The organism is Georgenia sp. TF02-10 (assembly GCF_022759505.1).
Lineage (GTDB): Bacteria > Actinomycetota > Actinomycetes > Actinomycetales > Actinomycetaceae > TF02-10.
Window position 1 is genome coordinate 3846653 of the sequence record NZ_CP094289.1, and the last position, 22654, is coordinate 3869306.

The following is a 22654-nucleotide window of genomic DNA, read 5'->3' on the forward strand; positions in this document are numbered from 1 at the left end:
CCAATCTTCCCGGTAGGCTGAGGAGTGACGAGAGAGTGACCACACCGCCCGGCTCCCGCGCAGGCCCCGGCTCGAGCGCAGGCCCCGGCCGCGGTGCCAGCTAGTCGACTGGCGTACACGCGGCAAGCCTGACCGTCTCACCATAGGTCCTGACCGCTCCTGCCCATCCCCGGGACCGACCGCGGGCGCCGGCTCGTGCCGCCGCCGATCACTCCTCGGCGATGATGTGCCGGAGATAGCGCCGCGGGTCGTCGAGATAGCTGCGCCAGTGCTGCACGAGCTCGAGGTCCTCCCAGGAGGTCTCCCTCAGCCCCCAGCTGCCGACCTCCAGGATCGTGGCACCGGGCAGGGCAGCCAGGACCGGGGAGTGGGTGGCGCACAACACCTGCCCTCCCTGGGCCGCGAGCGTGTGCAGCACGCCCAGCAGGGCCAGCGTGGAGCCGAACGACAGTGCGGCCTCCGGCTCGTCCAGGCAGTAGAAGCCCGGGCCGTCGAACCGCGTCTCCAGCACCTCGAGGAAGGACTCGCCGTGGCTCATCTCGTGGAACCGGGGGTCGCGGCGGCTGGGGTGCTCCTCGAGGTAGGTGTACCAGCCGTGCATGGTCTCCGCGCGCAGGAAGAACCCCCACCGCGCCGCGCCGACGCCGCGCTGGAGCCGAATCGCCTGCGGCAGCGGGGACTCGCTCGGGCGGGTCGAGTGGTGCCCGTACGGGCTGCCGCCCTCCGGGGAGAGCCCGTAGGCGACGGCGACCGCCTCCACGAGCGTGGACTTCCCGCTCCCGTTCTCCCCCACCAGGAAGGTCACGCCGGGCGGGAGGTCCAGGCCGTCCCGGAGGAGCTGGCCGACGGCGGGGACGGTCGCCGGCCACTGGCGTGCTGGCAGCGGGCGCTCCGGGTCGGGGACGACCCGGACTACCGGCTGCTGGGCGAACCCGGACGACCGCATCCGGCAACTCTAGGTCGGGGTTGCGGCCCGGTGGCAGGGCGGGTCGTGCTGGCACGTCGCGGCTGACCCACCACCGGCGGGCGGGCTCAGTCCCCGGCGACGATCTCCGCCAGCCGCGCCCGGTCGAGCACCGCTGTCCAGCGCCGCCCGGAGTCGATGATCCCGTCCCGGCGCCACCGGCTCATGGCGCGGGAGACGGACTCCGGCGTCGAGCCGGTCATGGCCGCCAGGTCAGCGCGGGTCAGCGGCAGCTGGAGCAGGGTGCCGCCGCTCCCCCGGTCCTGGCCGAGGCGGTCGGCCAGGCGGAGCAGGGTGGCGGCCACCCGGCGGGGGACGGACCCGGTGGCCTCCTCCGCGCCGGCGTGCGCGGCGGCCAGCCGGGCGGCGACGTCGTCGAGCACGCGGAGGGCGACCGCCGGGTGCTCGGTGAGCACGGCGCGGAAGTCGTCCTGGCTGATGCGCAGGGCGCAGGTGGTGGTCAGCGCCCGGGCCGTCTCGGCGTGGGTGGGCTGGCCGAGGGTGCTCAGGGCGCCGAGCAGGCCGCCGGGCGCGAGCAGGTCGGTGATGACCTCGCCGCCGCCCGCGGTCGGCCGGGTGAGCTTCACCCGCCCGGCGGCCACGACGAAGAGGTGCTCGGCCGGGTCGCCGGCGCGGTAGAGCGGGTCGCCCGCCGCCCAGGACAGGGCGACCATCCGGCGGTCGACGGCGTCCAGCACCGGCTCGGGCAGGCCGGCGAAGTACGGGACCTGCTGCAGGACGCGCAGCCGCACCGGCCGGGCGCACGGGTGCGGCTGGGCGCAGGTGCTGCGCAGCGGGGTCCGGCGCCGGGCCGGCCGCGGCTGCTCGGCGACCGAGCCGGCGACCGCGGCGGGCTGGTTCACGCCTCGCGCGCGACCCGTTCGCGCGCCTCGTCGGTGACCGGGTCCACGATGTCGGCCACGTCCGGGTGCCGCTGGACGTAGCTCTCCACGTAGCTGCACACCGGCACGGCCCGGAGGCCCTCCTCCCGGGTCCGGCGCAGCGCCTCGCCGACGAGCCGGCCCGCGAGCCCCTGCCCGCTGTGGGCCTGGTCGACCTCGGTGTGGTGGAAGATGCGCCGCCCGTCGTCGTCGACGTACCGGGCGACGCCGACGGTCTCGCCGTCGGCGGCGATCTCGAACTGTCCGGGGGCCTGGGTCACGGTGGTGGTGTCCATGCCCGGGCAACGCCCGGCGCCGGTGCCGGCATTCCACGACGGTGCGGCAAGTGGCGGCGGGCGGGCCGGCGATGGCAGTGACCCGGCCGCCGTCGCCGGCTGCACCGGTTCCCCGGCTGGTGTGCAATGGCGGCAGGAGCGGGCCGCGAGGGGAGGGTGCCGTGGACTGGTTCGCCGCCGAGAACTACGACGCGGCGCGGTTCGTGCTCCAGCGCGGCACCGCGCTGGTGTACGCGATCGCCTTCGTCGCCGTGCTGCGCCAGTTCCGGCCCCTGCTCGGCGAGCACGGGCTGCTGCCGGTGCCCCGGTTCGTGGCGCGGGTGCCGGCGCGGGCCACCCCGAGCCTGTTCCACTGGCGCTACTCCGACCGGCTGCTGGTCGCCGTCGGCGTCCTGGGCCTGGTCCTGGCGCTGTCGGTGGTGGCCGGCCTGCCCCAGGTCGGCCCGCCGTGGGTGCCGATGGTCGTCTTCCTGGTGCTGTTCGTGCTGTACCTGTCGGTGGTCAACGTCGGGCAGGTCTTCTACGGGTTCGGGTGGGAGTCCCTGCTCCTCGAGGCCGGGTTCCTCGCCGCCTTCCTCGGCTCGGACCAGGTGGCCCCGCCGATCACCGTCATCGTGCTGTTCCGGTGGCTGGTGTTCCGGCTCGAGTTCGGCGCCGGGCTAATCAAGATGCGCGGCGACCCGTGCTGGCGCGACCTGACCTGCCTGTACTACCACCACGAGACCCAGCCGATGCCGGGCCCGCTGAGCTGGTTCTTCCACCACCTGCCCCGCCCGCTGCACAAGGTCGAGGTGGCCGCGAACCACGTCACCCAGCTGGCGGTCCCGTTCTTTCTCTTCGCCCCGCAGCCGGTGGCGTCCTGGGCCGCCGCGCTGGTCGTGGTGACCCAGGCCTGGCTGGTGCTCTCCGGCAACTTCGCCTGGCTGAACTGGCTGACCATGCTGCTGGCCTTCGCCGCCGTCGGCGACGACCAGCTCGCCGCCCTGCTGCCGGCCACCGCCAGCCCCGCCCCGCACGGGCCGGCGCCGGTGTGGTTCACCGTCGTGGTGCTGGCGGTCACCGCGGTGCTGGTGGTGCTCAGCTACTGGCCGGCGCGGAACCTGCTCTCCCCCCGGCAGCGGATGAACGCCTCGTTCAACGCCTTCCACCTCATGGGCGCCTACGGCGCGTTCGGGTCGATCACCCGCCGCCGGGACGAGGTGGTGGTGGAGGGCACCCTCGCCGCGGACCCCGCCGACGGCGACTGGCGCGAGTACGTCTTCAAGGGCAAGCCCGGCCCCACCGGCCGCTGGCCGCGGCAGTGGGCGCCCTACCACCTGCGGCTGGACTGGGGCATGTGGTTCCTGGCGCTGGGCTCCCCGTCCCAGCACGGCTGGTTCCTCCGGTTCCTCCAGCGCCTCCTCGAGGCCGACCCGGCCACCCTGCGGCTGCTCGCGCAGGACCCGTTCGACGGCGCCCGGCCGGCCTGGGTGCGCGCCCGGGTCTTCCGGTACCGCTACTCCACCTGGGAGGAGCTGCGGCGCACCCGGCAGTGCTGGGTGCGCCGGGAGACCGGCCTGCTGGTGGCGCCGCAGAGCCTGCGCTCGCTGGCCGCGGGCCGCTGAGCTCCGGCGCGGCGCGGCGCCCGAGGACAGCACGGCCAGACTCCTGACCAGGATCCACTCCGGAGTGGATCCTGTGCGAGATCCGCACGAGATCCACTCCGGAGTGGATCCTGGCCAACCGGCGACCACCTCCGGCGCCGGCGCCGGCGGGGGCCTCGGCCCAGCGCCTACGGGAAGAACCCGTGCTCGTATCGCGCCCGCGGCTCCAGGCCCGGCGGCTGGGAGGGCTCGGGCAGCAGCGGCTTGCGCGGGCGCAGCCGGCGGGTGACCGGCTGCTCCGGGACGAGGGTGATCAGCTCGTCGTAGAGCCGGACGGTGACCGGCCCGTCGGCGCCCGGGTCGTCGCCGTCGTCGAGCAGGGTGCAGCGCACCCGGCCGGCCCGGATCTCCACCGCCAGCCGGTGCCCCCGCCACCGCAGCCGGAACGCGAGCCGGGTCAGGTCCGGCGGCAGGGCCGGGGCCAGCCGGAGCTCCTCCTTGACCCGGCGCAGCCCGCCCAGCCCCTCGACCAGCGCGGTCCACGTCCCGGCGAGGGAGGCGATGTGCAGGCCGTGCCGGGTGTTGCGCTGCAGGTCGCGCAGGTCCACCAGGGCGGCCTCGTGCAGGTAGTCGTGGGCCAGGCGCAGGTGCCCCACCTCCGCGCAGACCACCGCCTGGGTGCAGGCCGAGAGGGAGGAGTCCCGCACCGTCCGGGGCTCGTAGTAGTCCAGGTTGCGGGCCTTCTGCTCCTCGGTGAAGGCGTCCGGGAACCAGTGCATGGCCAGCACGAGGTCGGCCTGCTTGACCACCTGCCGGCGGTACAGCAGGGCGTAGGGGGCGTTGAGCATCAGCGGGTAGTCGTTCTCGCCGGTGAAGTCCCACTCCCCGTACCGGGTGAAGTTGGTGGACTGGGGGTGCACGCCGAGCTCGGCGTCGTAGGGGATGTGCACCGCCCCGGCCGCGCCGAGCCAGGCCGCCAGCTCGGTGTCGGTCACCCCCAGCGCCCGGGCCCGCTCGGGGTGCCGCCCGCAGGCCTCCGCGGCCGCCTGCAGGTTCCGGGCGGCCATCAGGTTGGTGAAGACGTTGTCCTCCACGACGGCGGTGTACTCGTCCGGCCCGGTGACCCCGTCCAGGTGCCACTGGCCGTGCCGGTCGTGGTGGCCCAGCCGCAGCCACAGCCGCGCGGTCTCCACCAGCACCTCCAGCCCGTGCTCCTCCTCGAGGTCCGTCTTGCCGGTGACCGTCCGGTAATCCTCGAAGGCGCGGGCGATGTCGGCGTTGATGTGGAACGCTGCGGTGCCCGCCGGCCAGTACGCCGAGGTCTCGTCCCCGTCGACGGTGCGCCATGGGAACGCCGCGCCGGCCAGGTCCAGGGTGCGGGCCCGCTCCCGGGCGCGGTCCAGCGTGCTGGCCCGCCACCGCAGGGCGTGCGCGGCCGCGTCCGGGGCGGTGTGCGTCAGGACCGGCAGGACGAAGCCCTCGATGTCCCAGAAGGTGTGCCCGCTGTACCCGGTGCCGGTCAGGCCCTTCGCGCCGATCGCCCGCCCCTCGGTCCGGGCCCCGGCCTGCAGGACGTGGAACAGCGCGAACCGCACCGCCTGCTGGATGACCGGGTCGCCGTCGACCTGCACGTCCGCCGCTGCCCAGAAGTCCCTCAGGTACTCCTCCTGGCTGCGGCGCAGCAGGTCCCAGCCGGCGTACCGGGCACCGGTGAGGGCGGCGGCCACCTGGTCCCGCAGCGCCTCGGTGCTGCGGGTGGAGGACCACCCGTAGCCCAGGTACTTCACCACCCGGAGCTTCTCCCCGGGCTGCAGCACGGTGACCACGGTGGTCCGGGCCCAGTCCTCCCTGGCCTCGTGCTCGGCGTCGTACTGGGCGTCGCACTCGATGTCGTGGTCCATCCCGGCGGCCAGCTTCAGGCCGCTGCGCCGGGTCTGGTGCAGCAGGATCGCCCCGGCCTGCTCCACGTCCTGGGAGAGGGCGACGAGGGGGTCGTCGAGGGCCTCGGCCACCCGGGGGTCGTCGCTCTCCACCTCCGGCGGGGCCTCGTTGGTGACCAGCTCGGACTGCAGCAGGATCCGGGTCCGCTCCACCGCCTCGACCACGTAGGCGATGGCGACGACCGCCCGCTGGGCGAAGGAGACCAGGCGGGTGGACCGGACCCGGATGGGCTTGCCGGCCGGGGAGACCCACTCCAGCTCCCGGTGCAGGGTGCCGGCCCGGAAGTCCAGGACCCGCTCGTGGGAGCGGAGGGTGCCGTACCGCACGTCCAGCGGCTCGTCGTCGACGAAGAGCCGGATGAGCTTGCCGTTGGTGACGTTGACGATGGTCTGCCCGGCCTCGGGGTAGCCGTACCCGCCCTCCGGGTAGGGCAGCGGGTGGTACTCGAAGAAGCCGGAGAGGTAGGTGCCCTGGGTGTAGTGCGGCTCGCCCTCGTCGAGGTTGCCGCGCACGCCCACGTGCCCGTTGGACAGCGCGAACAGGGACTCGGTCTGCCCCAGCCGGTCCAGGTCCAGCGTGGGCTCGCGCAGGCACCACGGGTCCACCGGCAGCCGCTCGGTCACAGCAGGTCCTCCAGGTCGCTCACAGCAGCTCCTCCAGGTCGCGGACGACGACGTCGGCCCCGTCCGCGCGCAGCGCACCGGCCTGGCCGAGCCGGTCCACCCCGACGACGAACCCGAAGCCGCCGGCCCGCCCGGCCGCGACGCCGGCCAGGGCGTCCTCGAAGACGGCCGCCCGTGGCGGGTCCACCCCGAGGCGCCGGGCGCCCTCGAGGAAGGTGTCCGGGGCGGGCTTGCCGCGCAGCCCGTGGGCGCGGACGTCGGTGCCGTCGACGACGGCGGCGAAGCTCGCCGCCAGGCCGGTGACGTCCAGCACCAGGCGGGTGTTCGCCGAGGAGGACACCACGGCGCGGGCCAGGCCGGCCGCCTCGGCGGCGCGCAGGTAGGCCCGGCTGCCGTCGTAGACCGCCACCCCGCGCTCGCGGATGAGGCGGAGCAGGAGCTCGTTCTTGCGGTTGCCGAGACCGGCGACGGTCTGCGCGCCGGGCGGGTCGGCGGGGTCGCCGTCGGGCAGGACGATGCCGCGGCTGGCCAGGAAGTCCCGCACGCCGTCGTAGCGGGGCTTGCCGTCGACGTGGGCGGCGTAGTCGGCGACCGGGTCGAAGGGCACGAACGGCTCGCCGGTGGCGGCCGCGCGGGTGCGGAGGTAGTCGTCGAAGGCCTGGGCCCAGGCGGCCCGGTGCACGTCGGCGGTCCGGGTGAGGACGCCGTCGAGGTCGAACAGGCAGGCCGTGATGCCCGGGGGTAGTCCCAGCACGCAGGCTCCTCTCTGATGGTGCGCGGGTGACGACGCCGGTCAGCCTCGCCGAGCGGCGGACCGGCCGCACGCCGCCCGCCGTCTCCGGGCCCGGCTACTCGCGGTTCACGGCGGTGAGCAGGACGACGGCGTCGTCCACGGCGACGAGCCCGTGCCGGGCCTGCGGCACCGGCTCCAGCGCGCCGGCGCCGAGCACGACGTCGCTGTCCGTCCCGGTCAAGCGGACCCGGCCGTGCAGGACCTGCACGGTCGCGGCCGGCGGGGTGTTGTGCTCCTCCATCTCCTCCCCGGCGAGGAGGGCGATGACCGTCTGCCGCAGCGGCCCGTCGTGGATGACGCGCAGGGCGCTGCGGCGCCGGGGCGCGGCGGCGGCCGCGGTGAGGTGCTCGGTGACCAGGGTGGGGAGCTCGGGCATGGGAACCTTTCGACGGCGCTCCCCGCAGGATGGCACCGGTGCGCCGGGCCGGCACGCGCGACACGGCGGGCGGTGGCCCCGGTCAGCCGCTCCCCTGGACGAACGCCACCAGCAGGACGGCCGTCACGGCGACGAACGGCAGCGACAGCAGGGCGTGCCACCACCGGTAGTCCACCATCACGGCGGCGAACTCGCGCAGGAAGGCGCTCGGCACGAAGTAGCGGGCGGTCCGCGCGCCGACGACCTGGATGTCGCTGCCCAGGCGGCGGGCCAGCAGCGCGGTGCGCAGGACGTGGTAGTCGCTGGTGACCGCCAGGGTGGGGCCTACCCGGCCGGCCCGGGCCTGCACCTGCTGCGCCAGGACGAGGTTCTCCCGGGTGTTGCGGGCCTGCGTCTCGGGCCGGACGTCCTCGGGTGCGGCGCCGTGCTGGACCAGGTAGCGGCCCATCAGCCCACCCTCGGAGTGGATCTCGTCCGCCCCCTGCCCACCGGTCGGGATCAGCAGCGGCGCCGGCCCCACCGCCCGGACGTCCTGGTAGATCCCGAGCGCCTTGTCCAGCCGGCTGCGCAGCAGCGGCGGCACCCGGTCCCCCACCACCCGCGAGCCGAGCACGATGAGCACCGCCGGCCGGAGGTCCTGCTCGGTGGTGCGCCGGTAGGCCAGCGACCCGACGAGGTAGACGACGAACGCGACCCCCAGGTAGCTGGCGAGGAAGAACAGCACGACGGCGGCGACGAACGCGCCGCCGCTGCCCATGAGCACCAGCGCGACGATGAGCAGCGGGACCAGCGCCACCGCGGCGCCGGCGAGCAGCGAGAGCAGGTTCCCCAGGCTGCGGCCCTCCAGCCGGAGCATGGTGATGCCGTTGGCGATCAGGAACGCCGCCAGGACCAGCACCGCCAGCGGGGTCAGCGCGAGGACGACGAGGACCGCCCACTCCAGCTGCGGGACCGACCGGGACAGCACGTCGAGCACCCCGACCAGGGCGAACCAGGCGGCCGCGACCAGCAGCACCCCGTTGCGCAGCAGCCGGCGGTCCTTGCTGCGGTAGTAGAGGTACCCGCTCGCCAGCAGCGCCGCCATCACCAGGTTCCCCACCGCGGCAGCGTACGGTCCGCGCCCCGCCGGGCGGCGTCGCGGGCCAGCGTTCCGGCCAGCGGGCGCGCCCGCGGCCATCCCGGGCCACCGTCTCTGGCTGCCAGCCCGGGCGGGCCGTCCCAGGCCCCGGGCAGTCCGGTGAGGAAGCCGCTCGTTCATCCTGTGTAGTCGTTGAAGCGCTTTCCCAGCGACGGGAAAGCGCTTCAACGACTACACAGGATGCGCTCGACCGCCGCGGTGAGGCTCGGCTGCGCAGCCTCCCGAATACGTCCGGCAACCCTGCCCCGCCGTACCCCGCGTGCACAGCGCAGAGGCGGACGGTAGGAAGGTCGGCATGACCGCCTCGATCAGCGCCATCGCCATCGACGCCCGGGACCCGCGCCGGGTGGCCGAGTTCTGGGCCGCCGCCCTGGGCTGGGAGGTGCGGGAGGAGGACGAGTCGGGGGTCGGCATCGGCCCGGCCGACGGCGGCGCCGGCATCGACGTCCTGGCCGTCCCCGAGCCGAAGACCGTGAAGAACCGCCTGCACCTGGACCTGCGGGCGGACGGCTCGACCCAGGCCGCGGAGGTGGACCGGCTGCTCGGCCTCGGGGCCCGGCGGGCCGACGTCGGGCAGGGCCCGGACGTGAGCTGGGTGGTGCTGGCCGACCCCGAGGGCAACGAGTTCTGCGTGCTGTCCCGCTCGGTGCAGGACGTCGCTGCGGAGGAGGCCGGGTGAGCCCGCACCCCTGGTGGTGGAGCCCGGGTGAGCGCGCGACCCCTGGTGGTGGAGCCCCGGTGAGCGCGCAGACCGTGGTGGGGGAGCCCCGGTGAGGGCGCGGACGCTGGCGCGGACGACGGCGGCCGCGGCGGCGACGGCGGTCGTCGGTTCGGCGGCGGCCGGCCCCGGCAGCACCTGGTACCGCAAGCTGGCGAAGCCGTCCTGGCAGCCCCCGCCGGCCGCCTTCCCGGTGGTCTGGACGGCGCTGTACGCCGACCTCGCCGTCACCTCCGCGGTCGCCCTGGAAGCGCTGGCCGACCGCGGCCGGGCCGACGGCGGCCGGACCGGCGACGGCGACCACGCACCGGCGGCCTACCGCCGGGCCCTGGCGGTGAACCTCGTCCTGAACGCCGTCTGGCCGTGGCTCTTCTTCCGGGCCCGCCGCCCCTGGCTCGCCGCCGCCGAGTGCCTGGTGCTCACCGCAAGCACGTCGGACCTGGTCCGCCGCACCGGCCGGGCCGACCGCGCCGCTGGCCGGGCGCTGGCGCCCTACGCTGCCTGGTGCGCCTTCGCGACGGCGCTCAGCACGGCGATCGCCCGGCGGAACTGACACGCCCATCGCCCGGCGGGACTGACGCCGTCGCCCCCTGGGCACCGACGCCATCGCACCGGAGGAACTGACACGGCGATCGCCCGCCGGAACTGACGCGTCGCCCGAGGGGGACTCACGCCGTCGCCCGAGGGGGACTGACGCCGTCGCCGTTATGGCACTGACGCCGTCGGTCCCGCGTGGTAGGACGGGGCAGTGACCGCCGACACTCCCGCCCCCGCCGACACCCCGACCCCGGCCGCCGAGCCGCCGACCCCGTTCCACGACCTCGATCGTTACGTCGCGCTGCCGCGCACCGAGGGGCTCACCCTCTCCCCCGACGGCACCCGCCTGGTGACCTCGGTGGTGACCCTGGACGACAAGCGCACCAAGTACGTCTCGGCGCTGTGGGAGGTCGACCCGGCCGGGGAGCGGCCGGCCCGCCGGCTGACCCGCTCCCGGCAGGGCGAGTCGGGGGCGGCCTTCACCCAGGCCGGGGACCTGCTGTTCACCTCCGCCCGGCCGGACCCCGCCGGCTCGGACAAGGAGGACGAGCCGCCGTCGGCGCTGTGGCTGCTGCCGGCCGACGGGGGCGAGCCCCGCGTCGTGGCCACCCGGCCGGCCGGCGTCGGCACGCCGCGCACCGCCCGCCGCGCCGACGTCGTCGTCCTCACCTCGGACGTGCTGCCCACGGCCCGCGACACCGCCCACGACGACGAGCTGCGCGCCGCCCGCAAGGAGAAGAAGGTCGGCGCGATCCTGCACCGCGGCTACCCGGTCCGGTACTGGGACCACGACCTCGGCCCGGGCGAGCCGCACCTGCTCACCGCCCCGGTCACCGCCGACCTGGTCGCGCCGGCGGCGGGCCAGGACGAGCCCCGGCTGGAGCTGCGGGACCTCACCCCGGCCCCGGGGCCGGCGCTGCGCGAGACGTCCGCGGCGCTGTCCCCGGACGGGGCGACGGTGGTCACCACCTGGACCCGGCCCACCGGCCGCGGCGACCAGCGCACCGGGCTGGTCGCCGTCGACGTCGCCTCCGGGGAGCGCCGCACCCTGGTCGACGACGAGGCGGCGGACCTCTTCGGCCCGGTGGTGTCCCCGGACGGCGCCTGGGTCGCCTACGGCCGCGAGACGCTCACCACCCCGGCGCGGGCCCCGCGGGTGAGCGTCGCGCTGGTCCCGCTCGCCGGCGGGCAGTGGCGCGAGCTCGCGGCCGGCTGGGACCGCTGGCCGGACGGGATCCAGTGGCTCCCCGACGGGAGCGGCCTCCTCGTGGTCGCCGACGAGGACGGCCGGGCGCCGGTGTTCCGCATCGACGTCACCACCGAGGAGGTCACTAGGGTCACCAGCGACGACGCCGCGTTCAGCGACCTGCAGGTCAGCCCGGACGGCACCGCCGCCTACGCGCTGCGCAGCTCCTACCTCGAGCCGCCGCACCCGGTCCGCATCGACCTGGTCGCCGCCGAGCAGGGACCGGTCGGCGCCGTCGCCCTGCCCGCCCCGGCGCCGCTGCCCGACCTGCCCGGGCTGCTCACCGAGGTGGAGACCACCACCGCGGACGGCACCCGGGTCCGGGCCTGGCTCGCCGTGCCGACCGGTACGCCCGACCCCGCGCCGCTGCTGCTGTGGATCCACGGCGGGCCGCTGAGCTCGTGGAGCTCCTGGTCCTGGCGGTGGAACCCCTGGCTGCTGGTCGCCGAGGGGTACGCCGTCCTGCTGCCCGACCCGGGCCTGTCCCTCGGCTACGGGCAGGACTTCGTCCAGCGCGGCTGGGGCGCCTGGGGCGGCGCGCCGTACACCGACCTGATGGCCATCACCGACGCCGTGTGCGCCCGGCCGGACATCGACGCCGAACGGACCGCGGCGATGGGCGGCTCCTTCGGCGGGTACATGGCCAACTGGGTGGCCGGGCACACCGACCGCTTCCGGGCCATCGTCACCCACGCCAGCCTCTGGGCGCTGGACCAGTTCGGCGCCACGACCGACGACGCCCACTACTGGGGCCGGGAGATGACCCCGGAGATGGCGCGGGAGAACTCCCCGCACCGGTTCGTGGAGCAGATCGTCACCCCGATGCTGGTCATCCACGGCGACAAGGACTATCGCGTCCCCATCGGGGAGGGCCTGCGGCTCTGGTACGACCTGCTCAGCCGCTCCGGGCTGCCGGCCGACGAGGAGGGCCGCAGCCCGCACCGGTTCCTGTACTTCCCGGACGAGAACCACTGGGTGCTCTCGCCCCAGCACGCCGTGCTGTGGTACCAGGTCGTCTCGGCGTACCTGGCCCGGCACGTACTCGGCGAGGAGCGGGAGCTGCCCGGCCTGCTCGGCTGACCGGCCGGCGGGCAGCAGGCCACGGGCAACGGGCGAGGGAGGACAGGGATCGCATGGACCTGGACGAGGCGCGGGAGACCAAGAACCGGCTCGCGCGGACTGCCGCGGAGCGGGCCGGCACCTTCGCCCAGGCGAGCGGCCGGCCGCGGCCGCCGGTCGCCCTGGGGCTGGTGCCGGGGGCGGACGGCGGCTACGGCATCGCGGTGCGCTACCGGACGCCGACCGGTGAAGCGCTGGCCCATCAGGTTGCCGACGAGGTGGGCGAGGCGGCGGACGTGCGGTGGACCGGACGCGTTCGGGCCCTGCAGGTTGGGGCGGGCTCGGGCGGGGTGGGCCCGGGCGGGGCGGGCCCGGGCGGACCGGGCCCGGGCGGGGCGGGCCCGGGCACGCCCGACCCGGGCGGCGTCCCCGACGCCGTCGGCGAGACCGGCCGCGTCCGGCCGCTGCGGCCCGGCGTCTCGGTCGCGCACGTCGCGGTCAGCGCCGGCACCCTCGGCGCGTTCGTCCGGGTCGACGGCGCCCTGCACGCCCTGTCGAACTACCACGTCCTGGTCGGGTCGCCGTCGGCGGCCATCGGCGACCCGGTGCTCCAGCCGGGACCGGCCGACGGCGGGCAGGACCCCGCGGACCGGATCGGCACCCTGGCCGGCTTCGTCCCGCTCCAGCCGGGCGCCGACGGCCTGGTCGACGCCGCGGTGGCCGCGCTGGCCGACGAGGCGGTCGACCTGGACTACCCGGTCGGCCGGGTCACGACCACGGCGGCGGTCGTCGGCGCGGAGGAGGTCGCCAAGGTGGGCCGGACCACCGGGCTGACCCACGGCCGGGTCACCGCGATCGAGCTGGACGACGTCGTCGTCGAGTACGGCGAGGACCTCGGCGAGCTGCGCTTCGACGACCAGATCGAGGTGCAGTCGGTCGGTGCCGGGCCCTTCTCCCGCGGCGGCGACAGCGGCTCGCTCGTCTACCGCGCGGACGGGGTCGCCGTCGGGCTGCTCTTTGCCGGCAGCGAGACCGGCGGCGACAATGGCACCGGGCTGACCTACCTCAACCCGATCGGCACGGTGCTGGACGCCCTGGCGGCCGAGCTGGCGCGCTGACCGGCCGGTGCTGGCGGGCTTACCGGCCCGAGGTGACGGGCAGAACGGCCGGCTGACCGGCCGGTGCTGGAGCGGAGGAGCGATGGCTGACCTGGGTGCGGCGCGGACGGCGAAGGCGCGCCTGAGGGTCGCGCTGGCCGGGCGCGACGGCGTCCGCGGCGTCGGGATCGCCCGCACCGAGGAGGGCTACCGGCTGCAGGTGAACGTGCGTCGGGAGGACGACCGGACGGGCGTGCCGGCCGAGGTCGACGGCGTGCCGGTGACGGTGCGGGTCACCGGCACGATCCGCGCCGGCGGCTGAGCGACGGGCTCGGGTGCCGGCGCCGTCCGCGCCGGCGCCCGAGCCCGCGGCTCACGCGTCCACGCCGCCGAGCAGGGCCTGCACCTCCTCGGCCGACGTCGCGGCCCGGAGCCGGGCGACCTGGTCGGGGTCGGTGAAGATCTCGGCGACCTTGCCGAGCACCTGCAGGTGGTCGTTGCCCGCGCCGGCGATGCCGATGACGAACTCGGCCGGCCTCCCGTTCCAGTCGATCCCGCCGGGGTAGCGGACGAAGGAGATCGCGGTGCGCCGGATCTGGTCCTTCGCCTCGTTGGTGCCGTGCGGGATGGCCAGGCCGTTGCCCATGTGGGTGGAGACCGACCGCTCCCGCTCGTGCATGGCCTGCACGTAGGACTCCGGCACCGCGCCGGCCGCGACGAGCAGCCGGCCCGCCTCGGTGATGGCCTCGTCCCGGGCGGTGGCCGTGCCGTCGAGGACGACCGACTCCGGCGCGAGCAGGCTCCCTGCCGGTGCCGTCGCGGTCGCCGCACCAGCCGTGCCCGACGCCCGGGCGACGTCGGCCGCGGCGCGGGCCGTGTCGTCCCCGCCAGCCGCCGGAGCCGTGCCCGGCCCGCCAGCCGCCGGAGCAACACCCGCCCCACCGGCAGCCGCGGCGACGCCGGCCGCGGCCGGCACCCGGTCGCCGTCGGCGGCACCGTCCCCGCCCGAGCCCCGCTCCGCCTCGGCCTTGAGCAGCTCGACGATCTCGTCGTAGCGCGGGCTGTCCATGAAGTTCTCGACCGAGACGTGGACCGCGGACGGGGTGCGCTGCCGGGCGCGCTCGGTGAGGTCCTGGTGGGTGACCACCAGGTCGGCGTCGTCCTTGAGGTTGGAGATCGCCCGGTTGACCACCGTGACGTCGGCGAAGCCGGCGTCCCGGATCTTCCGCCGCAGCACCGAGGCGCCCATGGCCGAGGAGCCCATGCCGGCGTCGCAGGCGAACACGATCGAGTCGATCGGACGCGTGCGGGTGGCCGTGGCGGTCCCGCCGTCGCCCACCAGGGCCGACGCGACCGAGGAGCGCTTGCCCTTCATCCGCTCCATGTCCGCGGTGGCGCCGGCGAGGTCGTCCGAGCCGGACCTGTCGAGCTTGAGCAGGGCGGCGGCCACCGCGAAGGTCACCGCCGCGGCGAGGAGCACCGACAGGATGACGCCGAGCAGGCTGGAGACCGGGGCCTGGAGCAGGACCGCGATGATCGAGCCGGGGGCCGCCGGGGCCCGCAGCCCGGAGCCGAAGATGAGGTTCGTCGCCACCCCGGCGATACCGCCGGCGATGACCGCGAGGATGAGCTTCGGCTTCATCAGCACGTACGGGAAGTAGATCTCGTGGATGCCGCCGACGAACTGGATGAGCGCGGCGCCGGGGGCGGAGGCCTTGGCCTGCCCCGCGCCGAAGACCATGAACGCCAGCAGCAGGCCGAGACCGGGCCCGGGGTTCGCCTCGATCAGGAAGAGGATCGACTGCCCGTCCGCGGCGGCCTCGGCGGTGCCGAGCGGGGTGAAGACGCCGTGGTTGATCGCGTTGTTGAGGAAGAGGATCTTCGCCGGCTCGACGAGGACGGAGGTCAGCGGGAGCAGGCTGTGCGCGACCAGGAAGTCGACGACGCTCTCGGCCGCCGTCGAGAACGCCGCGACGAACGGGCCGGCCACCAGGAAGCCGACGATGGCCAGGAGCATGCCCCAGATGCCGGCCGAGAAGTTGTTGACGAGCATCTCGAAGCCGGGCCGGATCCGGTCCGTCCACAGGGCGTCCAGCCGCTTCATCGACCAGCCGCCGAGCGGGCCCATGACCATCGCGCCGAGGAACATCGGCACGTCGGCGCCGGTGATCGCGCCCATGGTGGCGATGGCTCCCACGACGCCGCCGCGGACGGTGTCGTCGTACATCATCCGGCCGCCGGTGTAGCCGATGAGGAGCGGGAGCAGGTACTTGATCATCGGGTCGACGATCCCGGTGCCCTCGGCGCCGGCGCCCCAGGCGCCGAGGTGCTCGACGAAGCCGTAGCCGCCCTCGTAGCCGAAGAGCCCGCCGACGAGGGTGATCCACCCGGCCTCGATGAACAGGGCGGTGATCAGGCCCCAGGCGATGAATGCTGCGATGTTGGGCAGCACCATGTTCGACAGCGCGGTGCCGAACTTCTGGACGGCGACGCGCGCGCCTGACCGGGGCCGCGCGTCGGTGGGTGCGGTCATCTTCTCCTCCTCGAGATCTGTGGCTCCAACGCCACACGCTGGCGCCACTAGACCACTCATCCGGGCACGGTGTCAAGAAGAACCACCTTTTGCCGTGCCCGAACGTGTGGCTATGCTGGCCGGAGTGGCGTCCGCAGTGAACGCCACCACAACGACTGTGGGAGGACCGATGAAGGCCCTGCGCTTCTACGCGCCGGAGGACGTACGCCTCGAGGACCAGCCCGAGCCCAGCTGCGGCCCGGACGAGGTGAAGATCAGGGTGCGCAACTGCTCCACGTGCGGCACCGACGTCAAGATCTTCCACAACGGCCACCAGAACCTGAGCCCGCCGCGGACGATCGGGCACGAGATCGCCGGCGAGATCGTCGAGGTCGGAGCCGACGTCGCCGCCACCTACGGCCAGGACTGGCACGTGGGGGACCGGGTCCAGGTCATCGCCGCCGTCCCGTGCGGGAAGTGCCACGAGTGCCGCAAGGGCTGGATGGCGGTGTGCGAGAACCAGACCTCGGTCGGCTACCAGTACGAGGGCGGCTTCGCCGAGTACATGGTCGTGCCCCGGCAGGTGCTGCAGGTCGGCGGGCTGAACCGGGTCCCGGAGAACGTGGGCTTCGACGAGGCCTCGGCGGCCGAGCCGCTGGCCTGCGCGATCAACGCCCAGGAGCTGCTGGGCATCGAGCCGGGGGACATCGTCGTCGTCTTCGGCGCCGGCCCGATCGGCTGCATGCACATCCGGCTCGCCCGCGGGGTCCACCAGGCCGGCCAGGTCTACCTCGTCGACGTCAACGCCGACCGGCTGGCGATGTCGGCCGAGGTCGCCGCGCCCGACGAGGCGATCGACGCCTCGCGGACCGACGTCGTCGAGCGCGTCAAGGAGCTGACCGGCGGCCGCGGCGCGGACGTCATCATCACCGCCACCGCCGCCAAGGTCGCCCAGGAGCAGGCCGTCGCCATGGCCGCCCGCAACGGGCGGATCTCCTTCTTCGGCGGGCTGCCGAAGACCGACCCGGTCATCCAGCTCGACTCCAACGTCGTGCACTACCGCCAGCTGCACATCCACGGCGCCAACGGGTCCGCCCCCGAGCACAACCGGCGGGCGCTGGAGTACATCTCCACCGGTCAGGTGCCGGTCAAGGACCTGATCACCAACCACGTCCCGCTCGAGGACGTGCTCAGCGCCTTTGACATCGTCCGCTCCGGCCGCGGCATCAAGGTGACCGTCGAGCCCTGACCGACTCGCGGGCCGCCGCCGGAGCCCGACGGCGGCCCGCACGGCTGGGCGCCGAGGACGGCCCGTACCATCGCCCCGGACGGTCGGGCCCCGACGTCGGCGGTGCGGCGGCGCCCCCGGGGCCCCGAGGGGAGCAGGGTGTACGCAGAGGAGCGGCAGCAGGCCACGGCCCAGCTCGTGATCGCGCGCGGGCGGGTCTCCGTCGCCGAGCTCGCCGAGGAGTTCGCGGTGACCACCGAGACGGTGCGCCGCGACCTGAGCGTGCTCGAGCGGATGCGCGTGCTGCGCCGGGTCCACGGCGGCGCGGTCCGGGCCGGGTCGGTGCCGGTGGTGGAGAGCGGCCTGGACGAGCGCGACGTCGCCCAGGCGCGGGAGAAGGAGCGGATCGCGGTGGCGGCGCGGCGGTTCCTGCCCGGGGCGGGGGGCACCGTGATCCTCGACGCGGGGAGCACCACCGCGCGGCTGGCCGACCTCCTGCCCCGCGACACCCGGCTCATCGCCTTCACCCACGGCGTGCCGATCGCCGCCCGCCTGGCCGCCGTCGCCGGCGTCGACCTGCACCTCCTGCCCGGCCGGGTGCGCACCACCACCCAGGCGGCGGTCGGCGCGACGACCGTCCAGGCGCTCGAGCGGCTGCGGGTGGACGTCGCCTTCGTCGGCACGAACGGCCTCACCCTCGAGCGTGGGCTGTCCACCCCGGACCCGGAGGAGGCGGCGGTCAAGACCGCCGTGGTGCGGGCGGCCCGGCGGGTGGTCGTCCTGGCCGACGCCACCAAGTTCGGGCTCGACGCCACCGTGACCTTCGCCCCGCTGTCCGACGTCGACGTGGTGGTCACCGACGCCGAGAGCCCAGCCGTCCCGCGCGACGCCCTCGCCGAGGCCGGGATCGACGTCGTGCTGGCCTGATCCCCCGGCGCCGGTCAGGCCGGGACGACGACGGCGCCTGCCGGGTCCAGGCGGACCTGGACGGTCTCCCCCAGCTCGGTGCCGGGCGGCGCGACGGCGGTCGCCCGCTGCCCGCCGGGCAGGCGCACGTCGGCCTCGACCCGCCCGCGGACGAACCGGGTGGCGAGCACCGGCACCTCGACGTCGTCGGCCCCGACCCAGGCCTCGCCGACGACGGCGGACAGGGCGGCCGGGCCGACGCCGACCACCACGCCGCCCGGGCCCCCGGTGTTGCTGCCGACCGGGAGCCCGTCCGGTCCGGCAGCACGCCCCAGCAACCCGTCGGGCAGCGGCACCGGGCCGAGCTCGGTGCGGGCGGTGCCGGCCACCACGGCGGCGGGCAGGAAGGGCCCGTAGCCGAGGAAGGCGGCGACGTCCCGGCTGACCGGGCGGCGCCACAGCCGGGTCGGGGTGTCCACCTGGGCCAGCCGCCCGTCGGCCATGACGGCCACCCGGTCCGCCACGGTGAAGGCCTCGTCGTGGTCGTGGGTGACGTACAGCGCGGTGGTGCCGGTGGCGCGCAGGATGTCCCGCAGCTCCCCGGTCAGGCGCTCCCGCAGGCCGCGGTCGAGGGCGGAGAGCGGCTCATCCAGGAGCAGCAGCTGCGGGGCGGGCGCCAGCGCGCGAGCGAGGGCGACGCGCTGCGCCTGCCCGCCGGACAGGGTCGGCACGGTGCGGCCGGCGTACCCGGTCAGGCCGACGAGGTCGAGTAGCTCGGCCACCCGGCGGCGGCGCTGCGCCCGCGGCAGGTGCGCCAGCCCGTAGCCGACGTTGCCGGCCACCGTGCGGTGCGGGAAGAGCTGGCCGTCCTGGAACATCAGCCCGAAGCCGCGGCGGTGCACGGGGGTGGTGGTCACGTCCGCACCAGCCCAGGCGACCGTCCCGGCGGCGACGGGCTCCAGCCCGGCGACCGCGCGCAGCAGGGAGGACTTGCCCGACCCGGACGGCCCGAGCAGCGCGAGCACCTCCCCAGGGGCGACGTCCAGGTCCACCCCGGCCACCGCCGTCGTCTCGCCGCCGGCGCCGGGGTAGCGCACGACGACGCCGCGCAGCACCAGGCCGTCGGCGGACGCCGGGGCGGGGTCGGGCCGGGCGGCGCCGGGCCGGCCGGGGTGAGGCCGGCCGGCGGATCCGCCGCGGTCGAGGCGGCCGGGGGCGGATCCGCCGCGGTCGGGCCGGTCGGCGCCGGGGCGGTTCGGATCGGCTCGGTCAGGCTCCTGCCGGCCGGCGTCCGGGCGGTCCGCGTCGGCCGGGCGGGCCGGGGTCGGGACGGGCTCGTGCCTCACCATCCGGTCGCCTCCGGGGTCCGCAGCCGCTCGGCCAGGGCCATCACGACGGCGGTGAGCACCGCCAGCACGACGGCGCCGGCCAGCGCCATGCCGTAGTTCTCCGCGCCGGGGCGGCCGAGCAGCCGGAACACGACGACGGGCAGGGTGGGCCGGTCCGGCCGGGCGAGGAACGCCGTCGCGCCGAACTCCCCGAGGGAGACGGCGAAGGCGAACCCGACCGCCAGGCCCAGGCCGCGGACGAGGAACGGGCCGTCCACGGTGGCGAGCACCCGGCCCGGGGCGGCGCCGAGGGTGGCCGCCGCCTCGCGCAGCCGGGGGTCGATCGCGCGGAGCACCGGCAGGACGGTGCGCACCACCATCGGCACGGCCACCACCGCCTGCGCCAGCGGGACCAGGACCAGGGAGGAGCGCAGGTCCAGCGGGGGCCGGTCGAGGGTGATGAGGAACCCGAAGCCGACGGTGACCGCCGAGACCCCCAGCGGCAGCATGAACACCGCGTCCAGCGCGCCGGCGGCCCGGCGGGCGGCGCGGGCCCGGGGCCGGCGGGAGAGCACCAGCGCCACCGCCACGCCCACGACGATGGCGAGCACGGTGGCGTCCACCGCCACCCGCAAGGAGTTGGCGGCCGCCTCCCAGACGGTCACGGTCAGCGCGCCGGTGCCGGTGCTGCCCAGGGCGCGGTAGTTCGCCAGGCCCCACCCGCCGTCGGGCTGGTGCAGGGAGCGCACGACCAGCCCGAGCAGCGGCGCGGCCAGCAGGGCGAGGACGACGGCGGTCACGGCGGCCGGCAGCAGGTCCGGCCCGGGGCGCCGGCCGCCCCCGGCGCGGGGGGCGAGCAGGCGCAGCGGGTGGTCGGCCGGGGTGTCGCGCAGCCGCAGGGCCCGCTCCTGCCGGGCCCGGGTGCGGCCGGCCACGGCGAGCGCCGCGGCGACCACGGCGAGCTGGACGACGGAGAGCACGGCGGCCGCCCGCAGGTCCAGGAACTGGGTGGTCTGCACCCAGATCTCGGTCTCCACCGTCCCGTACCCCGGGCCGCCGAGGATGAGGACCACGCCGAAGGCGGTGGCGCAGAACAGGAACACCACCGAGGCGGCGGAGGCGATCGCGGGCGCCAGCGCCGGCAGGGTGACCGTGGCGAAGGCCCGGGCCGGGGAGGCGCCCAGGGCCCGGGCGGCCTCCTCCGCGCGCGGGTCCAGCCGGGCCCACATGCCGCCCACCGTGCGCACCACCACCGCGTAGTTGAAGAAGACCAGGGCGGCGACGACGGCGGCGAAGGTGCCGTCCAGGCCGAGGAAGCCCAGCGGCCCGCCCGCCCCGAGGAGGGAGCGGAAGGCGACCCCGACGACGACGGTGGGCAGCACGAACGGGACGGTCACCGCCGCCCGCACCAGGCCCCGGTCGGGGAAGGAGCAGCGGTAGAGCAGGTAGGCGCCGGGCAGGCCGAGAAGCACCGACACCGCGGTGCCCGCCGCGGCCTGGGCCAGGGTGATGCCGATGACCCGCCAGGTCCGCGGGCGGGCGAAGACCTCCGCGAACCCGGACAGGTCGGCGGCGCCGTCGGGGAAGAATCCGCGGGCGACCAGGGTGCCGACCGGGTAGGCGAAGAAGACGCCGAGGAAGACCAGCGGGACGGCCGCGGTCAGGCCCCAGCCGAGCAAGGACGGCGCGCGGCCGGCCAGCGGCCGGCGGGCGGGGCGCTGCCGGGCGGGAGCCGGCGTGGGCCTGGGGGCGGGCGGCGCGGGTGCGGTTGCGGCCATCACCCGACCACGATCTCGGTCCAGGCGGTGACCCACTCCTCCCGGTGGGCGGCGATGTCGGCGGGGTCCACCTGGTGCGGGTCCTCGGCCAGCGGGGCGTGCGCGGCCCACTCCTCGGGCAGCGGCACGTCGGCCACCGGGTACATGTACATCTGGCCCGGGATGTCCTGCTGGACGGGGTCGGAGAGCAGGAAGTCGACGAAGGCGCGTGCGCCCTCGGGGTTGGCCGCCCCGGCGATGACGCCGGCGTACTCCACCTGCCGGAAGCAGGTGTCGAGCAGCGCGCCGGTGCGCGGCTCCGCGTCGTCCTCGGGCACCTCCGCCGCCGGGGAGGAGGAGTAGGAGACGACCAGCGGGCGGGGGCCGGCGCCCTCGGAGCCGGAGAAGTCCACGTAGTAGGCGTCCGACCAGCCCTCGGCCACCCGCACCCCGTTGGCGGCCAGGTCCGTCCAGTACTGCTGCCACCCGTCGGTGCCGAACGCACCGATGGTGGCGAGCAGGAAGGCCAGGCCGGGCGAGGAGGTGGCCGGGTTGGTGACGACGAGCAGGTCCCGGTAGGCCGGGTCGGTGAGGTCCGCCAGGGTGCGGGGCTCGGGGATGCCGCGGTCGGCGAACCAGGCGTGGTCGACGTTGACGCACACGTCCCCCCGGTCCACCGCGGTGAGGTGGCCCTCGTCGTCGACGGCGTTCTCGGCCACCCCGGCGGGGGCGTCGGCCGGGGTGTAGGGGTCAAGCACGCCGGCGTCGATGGCGCGGGCGGCGAAGCTGTTGTCGATGCCGTAGACGACGTCGCCGAGGGGGGAGTCCTTGGTCAGCACGAGCTGGTTGACCAGCGCCCCGCCGTCGCCGGGGGCGACCATGGTGAGCCGGTAGCCGGTGTCCGCCTCGAACTGGTCGAGGAGGTCCTGGCTGACGCTGAACGAGTCGTGGGTGACGACCGTGAGCTCCCCGCCCGCGGCGGTGCCGGTGCCGTCACCGGTGCCGCCGGGGGTGTCGCCGTCGTCGCCGCCCCCGCCGGTGAGGCTGCACGCGCCGAGCACGGCGGTGGCGGCGAGCGCGGCGAGGGCGGTGCGCCGACGGCGGGTGCGGGCGGTTGAGCGGTGGCTGGTGCGGGCGGCCGAGCGGTCGCTGGTGGTGGTCATGGCTCCTCCTGGCGGGGAGGGGCTGCACCCCGGGCACGGCGGGCGTGCCCGGGGTGCCTGGAGAGATATCCCGACTTCCTTCGCCGGTGCTAACCGGGCAGGTTCGAGGGTCTGCGTTGCCGCACTCTCAGCGCCTCGCGGCGCTCCCCTGTCGTTTCGCCGGCGAGCCTACCAGGGCCGGAGCGACCTCAGTGCTTGTCGACCCGCTTCTCGGCGGGGTAGACCTTGGCGGCGCCCTTCAGGGCGTAGTGCCGGGCCAGGCCCAGCAGCGCACCGGAGACCGCGGCGAAGACGATGACCTGCCACGCGCCGACGTCGGGGTCGTCCTCGTCGGTCGGGGGCTCGTGCCCGGTGATGGCCTTCCAGCCGCCGTCGACGATCTTGTTCGTCAGCACCCCGGCCGCCAGCAGCGCCCCGGTGCTGATGAGCCTCCAGCCCATGTCCATTGCATCTCCGTCGGTAGTGGTTACTGCCCACCGTCGATCATGCCCGAACGGCGGCGGTCCTG

Annotated in this window: 20 protein-coding genes and 1 riboswitch; of the genes, 8 read left to right on the top strand and 12 right to left on the bottom strand. The window is 75.5% G+C overall.

Annotated elements, in window-relative coordinates; all coding sequences use genetic code 11:
* Nucleotides 1-208: 208 nt before the first annotated feature.
* The 3 genes from MF406_RS17530 to MF406_RS17540 all read right to left on the bottom strand — a co-directional run bounded on the left by MF406_RS17530 (nucleotide 209) and on the right by MF406_RS17540 (nucleotide 2141).
* Complete coding sequence (locus MF406_RS17530; RefSeq protein WP_242895879.1) at nucleotides 209-946, bottom strand: AAA family ATPase; 738 nt, start codon at nucleotides 944-946, stop codon at nucleotides 209-211.
* Between the two features lie 86 nt (nucleotides 947-1032).
* Nucleotides 1033-1827, bottom strand: coding sequence for a Crp/Fnr family transcriptional regulator (locus MF406_RS17535; protein ID WP_242895880.1), 795 nt, complete (start codon nucleotides 1825-1827; stop codon nucleotides 1033-1035).
* Entirely contained in the window at nucleotides 1824-2141 is a 318-nt protein-coding gene (locus MF406_RS17540; protein ID WP_242895881.1) for a GNAT family N-acetyltransferase, read from the bottom strand. The genes MF406_RS17535 and MF406_RS17540 overlap by 4 nt, the downstream gene beginning before the upstream one ends.
* Before the next feature lie 161 nt (nucleotides 2142-2302).
* On the opposite strand from MF406_RS17540, the gene MF406_RS17545 reads away from it, so the two are divergent.
* Nucleotides 2303-3745, top strand: coding sequence for a lipase maturation factor family protein (locus MF406_RS17545; protein ID WP_242895882.1), 1443 nt, complete (start codon nucleotides 2303-2305; stop codon nucleotides 3743-3745).
* Between the two features lie 167 nt (nucleotides 3746-3912).
* Here MF406_RS17545 and MF406_RS17550 read toward each other — a convergent pair whose 3' ends face one another.
* From MF406_RS17550 to MF406_RS17565, 4 genes are all read right to left on the bottom strand, one after another.
* Nucleotides 3913-6288: a glycoside hydrolase family 65 protein gene (locus tag MF406_RS17550; RefSeq protein ID WP_242895883.1), complete on the bottom strand. Its 2376-nt coding sequence runs from the start codon at nucleotides 6286-6288 to the stop codon at nucleotides 3913-3915.
* Between the two features lie 19 nt (nucleotides 6289-6307).
* Nucleotides 6308-7042, bottom strand: a complete 735-nt coding sequence (locus MF406_RS17555) for a beta-phosphoglucomutase family hydrolase (protein ID WP_242895884.1) — start codon at nucleotides 7040-7042, stop codon at nucleotides 6308-6310.
* 94 nt (nucleotides 7043-7136) lie between these two features.
* On the bottom strand, nucleotides 7137-7457 hold the full coding sequence (locus tag MF406_RS17560; protein WP_242895885.1) for a cupin: 321 nt from the start codon (nucleotides 7455-7457) through the stop codon (nucleotides 7137-7139).
* An 82-nt stretch (nucleotides 7458-7539) separates the two neighbouring features.
* Nucleotides 7540-8556: a YdcF family protein gene (locus MF406_RS17565; protein WP_242895886.1), complete on the bottom strand. Its 1017-nt coding sequence runs from the start codon at nucleotides 8554-8556 to the stop codon at nucleotides 7540-7542.
* Nucleotides 8557-8890: 334 nt separating this feature from the next.
* On the opposite strand from MF406_RS17565, the gene MF406_RS17570 reads away from it, so the two are divergent.
* The 5 genes from MF406_RS17570 to MF406_RS17590 all read left to right on the top strand — a co-directional run bounded on the left by MF406_RS17570 (nucleotide 8891) and on the right by MF406_RS17590 (nucleotide 13574).
* Nucleotides 8891-9274: a VOC family protein gene (locus MF406_RS17570; protein WP_242895887.1), complete on the top strand. Its 384-nt coding sequence runs from the start codon at nucleotides 8891-8893 to the stop codon at nucleotides 9272-9274.
* Nucleotides 9275-9365: 91 nt separating this feature from the next.
* On the top strand, nucleotides 9366-9866 hold the full coding sequence (locus tag MF406_RS17575; RefSeq protein WP_242895888.1) for a TspO/MBR family protein: 501 nt from the start codon (nucleotides 9366-9368) through the stop codon (nucleotides 9864-9866).
* 195 nt (nucleotides 9867-10061) lie between these two features.
* Nucleotides 10062-12176 carry an alpha/beta fold hydrolase gene (locus MF406_RS17580; protein WP_242895889.1) on the top strand — a complete coding sequence of 705 codons (2115 nt, stop codon included), beginning with the start codon at nucleotides 10062-10064 and terminating at the stop codon, nucleotides 12174-12176.
* Between the two features lie 53 nt (nucleotides 12177-12229).
* A complete protein-coding gene (locus MF406_RS17585; protein WP_242895890.1) occupies nucleotides 12230-13273 on the top strand; it encodes a S1 family peptidase in 1044 nt (347 codons plus the stop codon).
* Nucleotides 13274-13355: 82 nt separating this feature from the next.
* A complete protein-coding gene (locus MF406_RS17590) occupies nucleotides 13356-13574 on the top strand; it encodes a hypothetical protein (protein ID WP_242895891.1) in 219 nt (72 codons plus the stop codon).
* Nucleotides 13575-13625: 51 nt separating this feature from the next.
* Here MF406_RS17590 and MF406_RS17595 read toward each other — a convergent pair whose 3' ends face one another.
* Nucleotides 13626-15785 carry a PTS mannitol transporter subunit IICBA gene (locus tag MF406_RS17595; RefSeq protein ID WP_242895892.1) on the bottom strand — a complete coding sequence of 720 codons (2160 nt, stop codon included), beginning with the start codon at nucleotides 15783-15785 and terminating at the stop codon, nucleotides 13626-13628.
* 169 nt (nucleotides 15786-15954) lie between these two features.
* On the opposite strand from MF406_RS17595, the gene MF406_RS17600 reads away from it, so the two are divergent.
* The gene (locus tag MF406_RS17600) at nucleotides 15955-17013 is read left to right on the top strand and encodes a zinc-dependent dehydrogenase (RefSeq protein WP_242895893.1); all 1059 of its coding nucleotides are present in this window, start codon (nucleotides 15955-15957) and stop codon (nucleotides 17011-17013) included.
* A gap of 138 nt (nucleotides 17014-17151) precedes the next feature.
* Nucleotides 17152-17919: a DeoR/GlpR family DNA-binding transcription regulator gene (locus MF406_RS17605; protein ID WP_242895894.1), complete on the top strand. Its 768-nt coding sequence runs from the start codon at nucleotides 17152-17154 to the stop codon at nucleotides 17917-17919.
* Between the two features lie 14 nt (nucleotides 17920-17933).
* On the opposite strand, the gene MF406_RS17610 is transcribed toward MF406_RS17605, so the two are convergent.
* The 4 genes from MF406_RS17610 to MF406_RS17625 all read right to left on the bottom strand — a co-directional run bounded on the left by MF406_RS17610 (nucleotide 17934) and on the right by MF406_RS17625 (nucleotide 22592).
* Nucleotides 17934-19247: an ABC transporter ATP-binding protein gene (locus tag MF406_RS17610; RefSeq protein ID WP_242895895.1), complete on the bottom strand. Its 1314-nt coding sequence runs from the start codon at nucleotides 19245-19247 to the stop codon at nucleotides 17934-17936.
* Complete coding sequence (locus MF406_RS17615; protein ID WP_242897871.1) at nucleotides 19241-21004, bottom strand: iron ABC transporter permease; 1764 nt, start codon at nucleotides 21002-21004, stop codon at nucleotides 19241-19243. Before MF406_RS17615 ends, MF406_RS17610 begins: the two co-directional genes overlap by 7 nt.
* Nucleotides 21004-22146, bottom strand: a complete 1143-nt coding sequence (locus MF406_RS17620; RefSeq protein ID WP_242895896.1) for a thiamine ABC transporter substrate binding subunit — start codon at nucleotides 22144-22146, stop codon at nucleotides 21004-21006. The genes MF406_RS17615 and MF406_RS17620 overlap by 1 nt, the downstream gene beginning before the upstream one ends.
* A gap of 58 nt (nucleotides 22147-22204) precedes the next feature.
* Nucleotides 22205-22306, bottom strand: a riboswitch (TPP riboswitch).
* Nucleotides 22307-22334: 28 nt separating this feature from the next.
* Complete coding sequence (locus MF406_RS17625; protein WP_242895897.1) at nucleotides 22335-22592, bottom strand: DUF4235 domain-containing protein; 258 nt, start codon at nucleotides 22590-22592, stop codon at nucleotides 22335-22337.
* Between the last annotated feature and the right edge of the window lie 62 nt (nucleotides 22593-22654).

Coding starts and splice junctions, on each gene's coding strand:
- MF406_RS17530 (WP_242895879.1), bottom strand. CDS start 946: ATGCGGTCGTCCGGGTTCGCCCAGCAGCCGGTAGTCCGGGTCGTCCCC.
- MF406_RS17540 (WP_242895881.1), bottom strand. CDS start 2,141: ATGGACACCACCACCGTGACCCAGGCCCCCGGACAGTTCGAGATCGCC.
- MF406_RS17560 (WP_242895885.1), bottom strand. CDS start 7,457: ATGCCCGAGCTCCCCACCCTGGTCACCGAGCACCTCACCGCGGCCGCC.
- MF406_RS17570 (WP_242895887.1), top strand. CDS start 8,891: ATGACCGCCTCGATCAGCGCCATCGCCATCGACGCCCGGGACCCGCGC.
- MF406_RS17585 (WP_242895890.1), top strand. CDS start 12,230: ATGGACCTGGACGAGGCGCGGGAGACCAAGAACCGGCTCGCGCGGACT.
- MF406_RS17590 (WP_242895891.1), top strand. CDS start 13,356: ATGGCTGACCTGGGTGCGGCGCGGACGGCGAAGGCGCGCCTGAGGGTC.
- MF406_RS17595 (WP_242895892.1), bottom strand. CDS start 15,785: ATGACCGCACCCACCGACGCGCGGCCCCGGTCAGGCGCGCGCGTCGCC.
- MF406_RS17600 (WP_242895893.1), top strand. CDS start 15,955: ATGAAGGCCCTGCGCTTCTACGCGCCGGAGGACGTACGCCTCGAGGAC.
- MF406_RS17610 (WP_242895895.1), bottom strand. CDS start 19,247: ATGGTGAGGCACGAGCCCGTCCCGACCCCGGCCCGCCCGGCCGACGCG.
- MF406_RS17615 (WP_242897871.1), bottom strand. CDS start 21,004: ATGGCCGCAACCGCACCCGCGCCGCCCGCCCCCAGGCCCACGCCGGCT.
- MF406_RS17620 (WP_242895896.1), bottom strand. CDS start 22,146: ATGACCACCACCAGCGACCGCTCGGCCGCCCGCACCAGCCACCGCTCA.
- MF406_RS17625 (WP_242895897.1), bottom strand. CDS start 22,592: ATGGACATGGGCTGGAGGCTCATCAGCACCGGGGCGCTGCTGGCGGCC.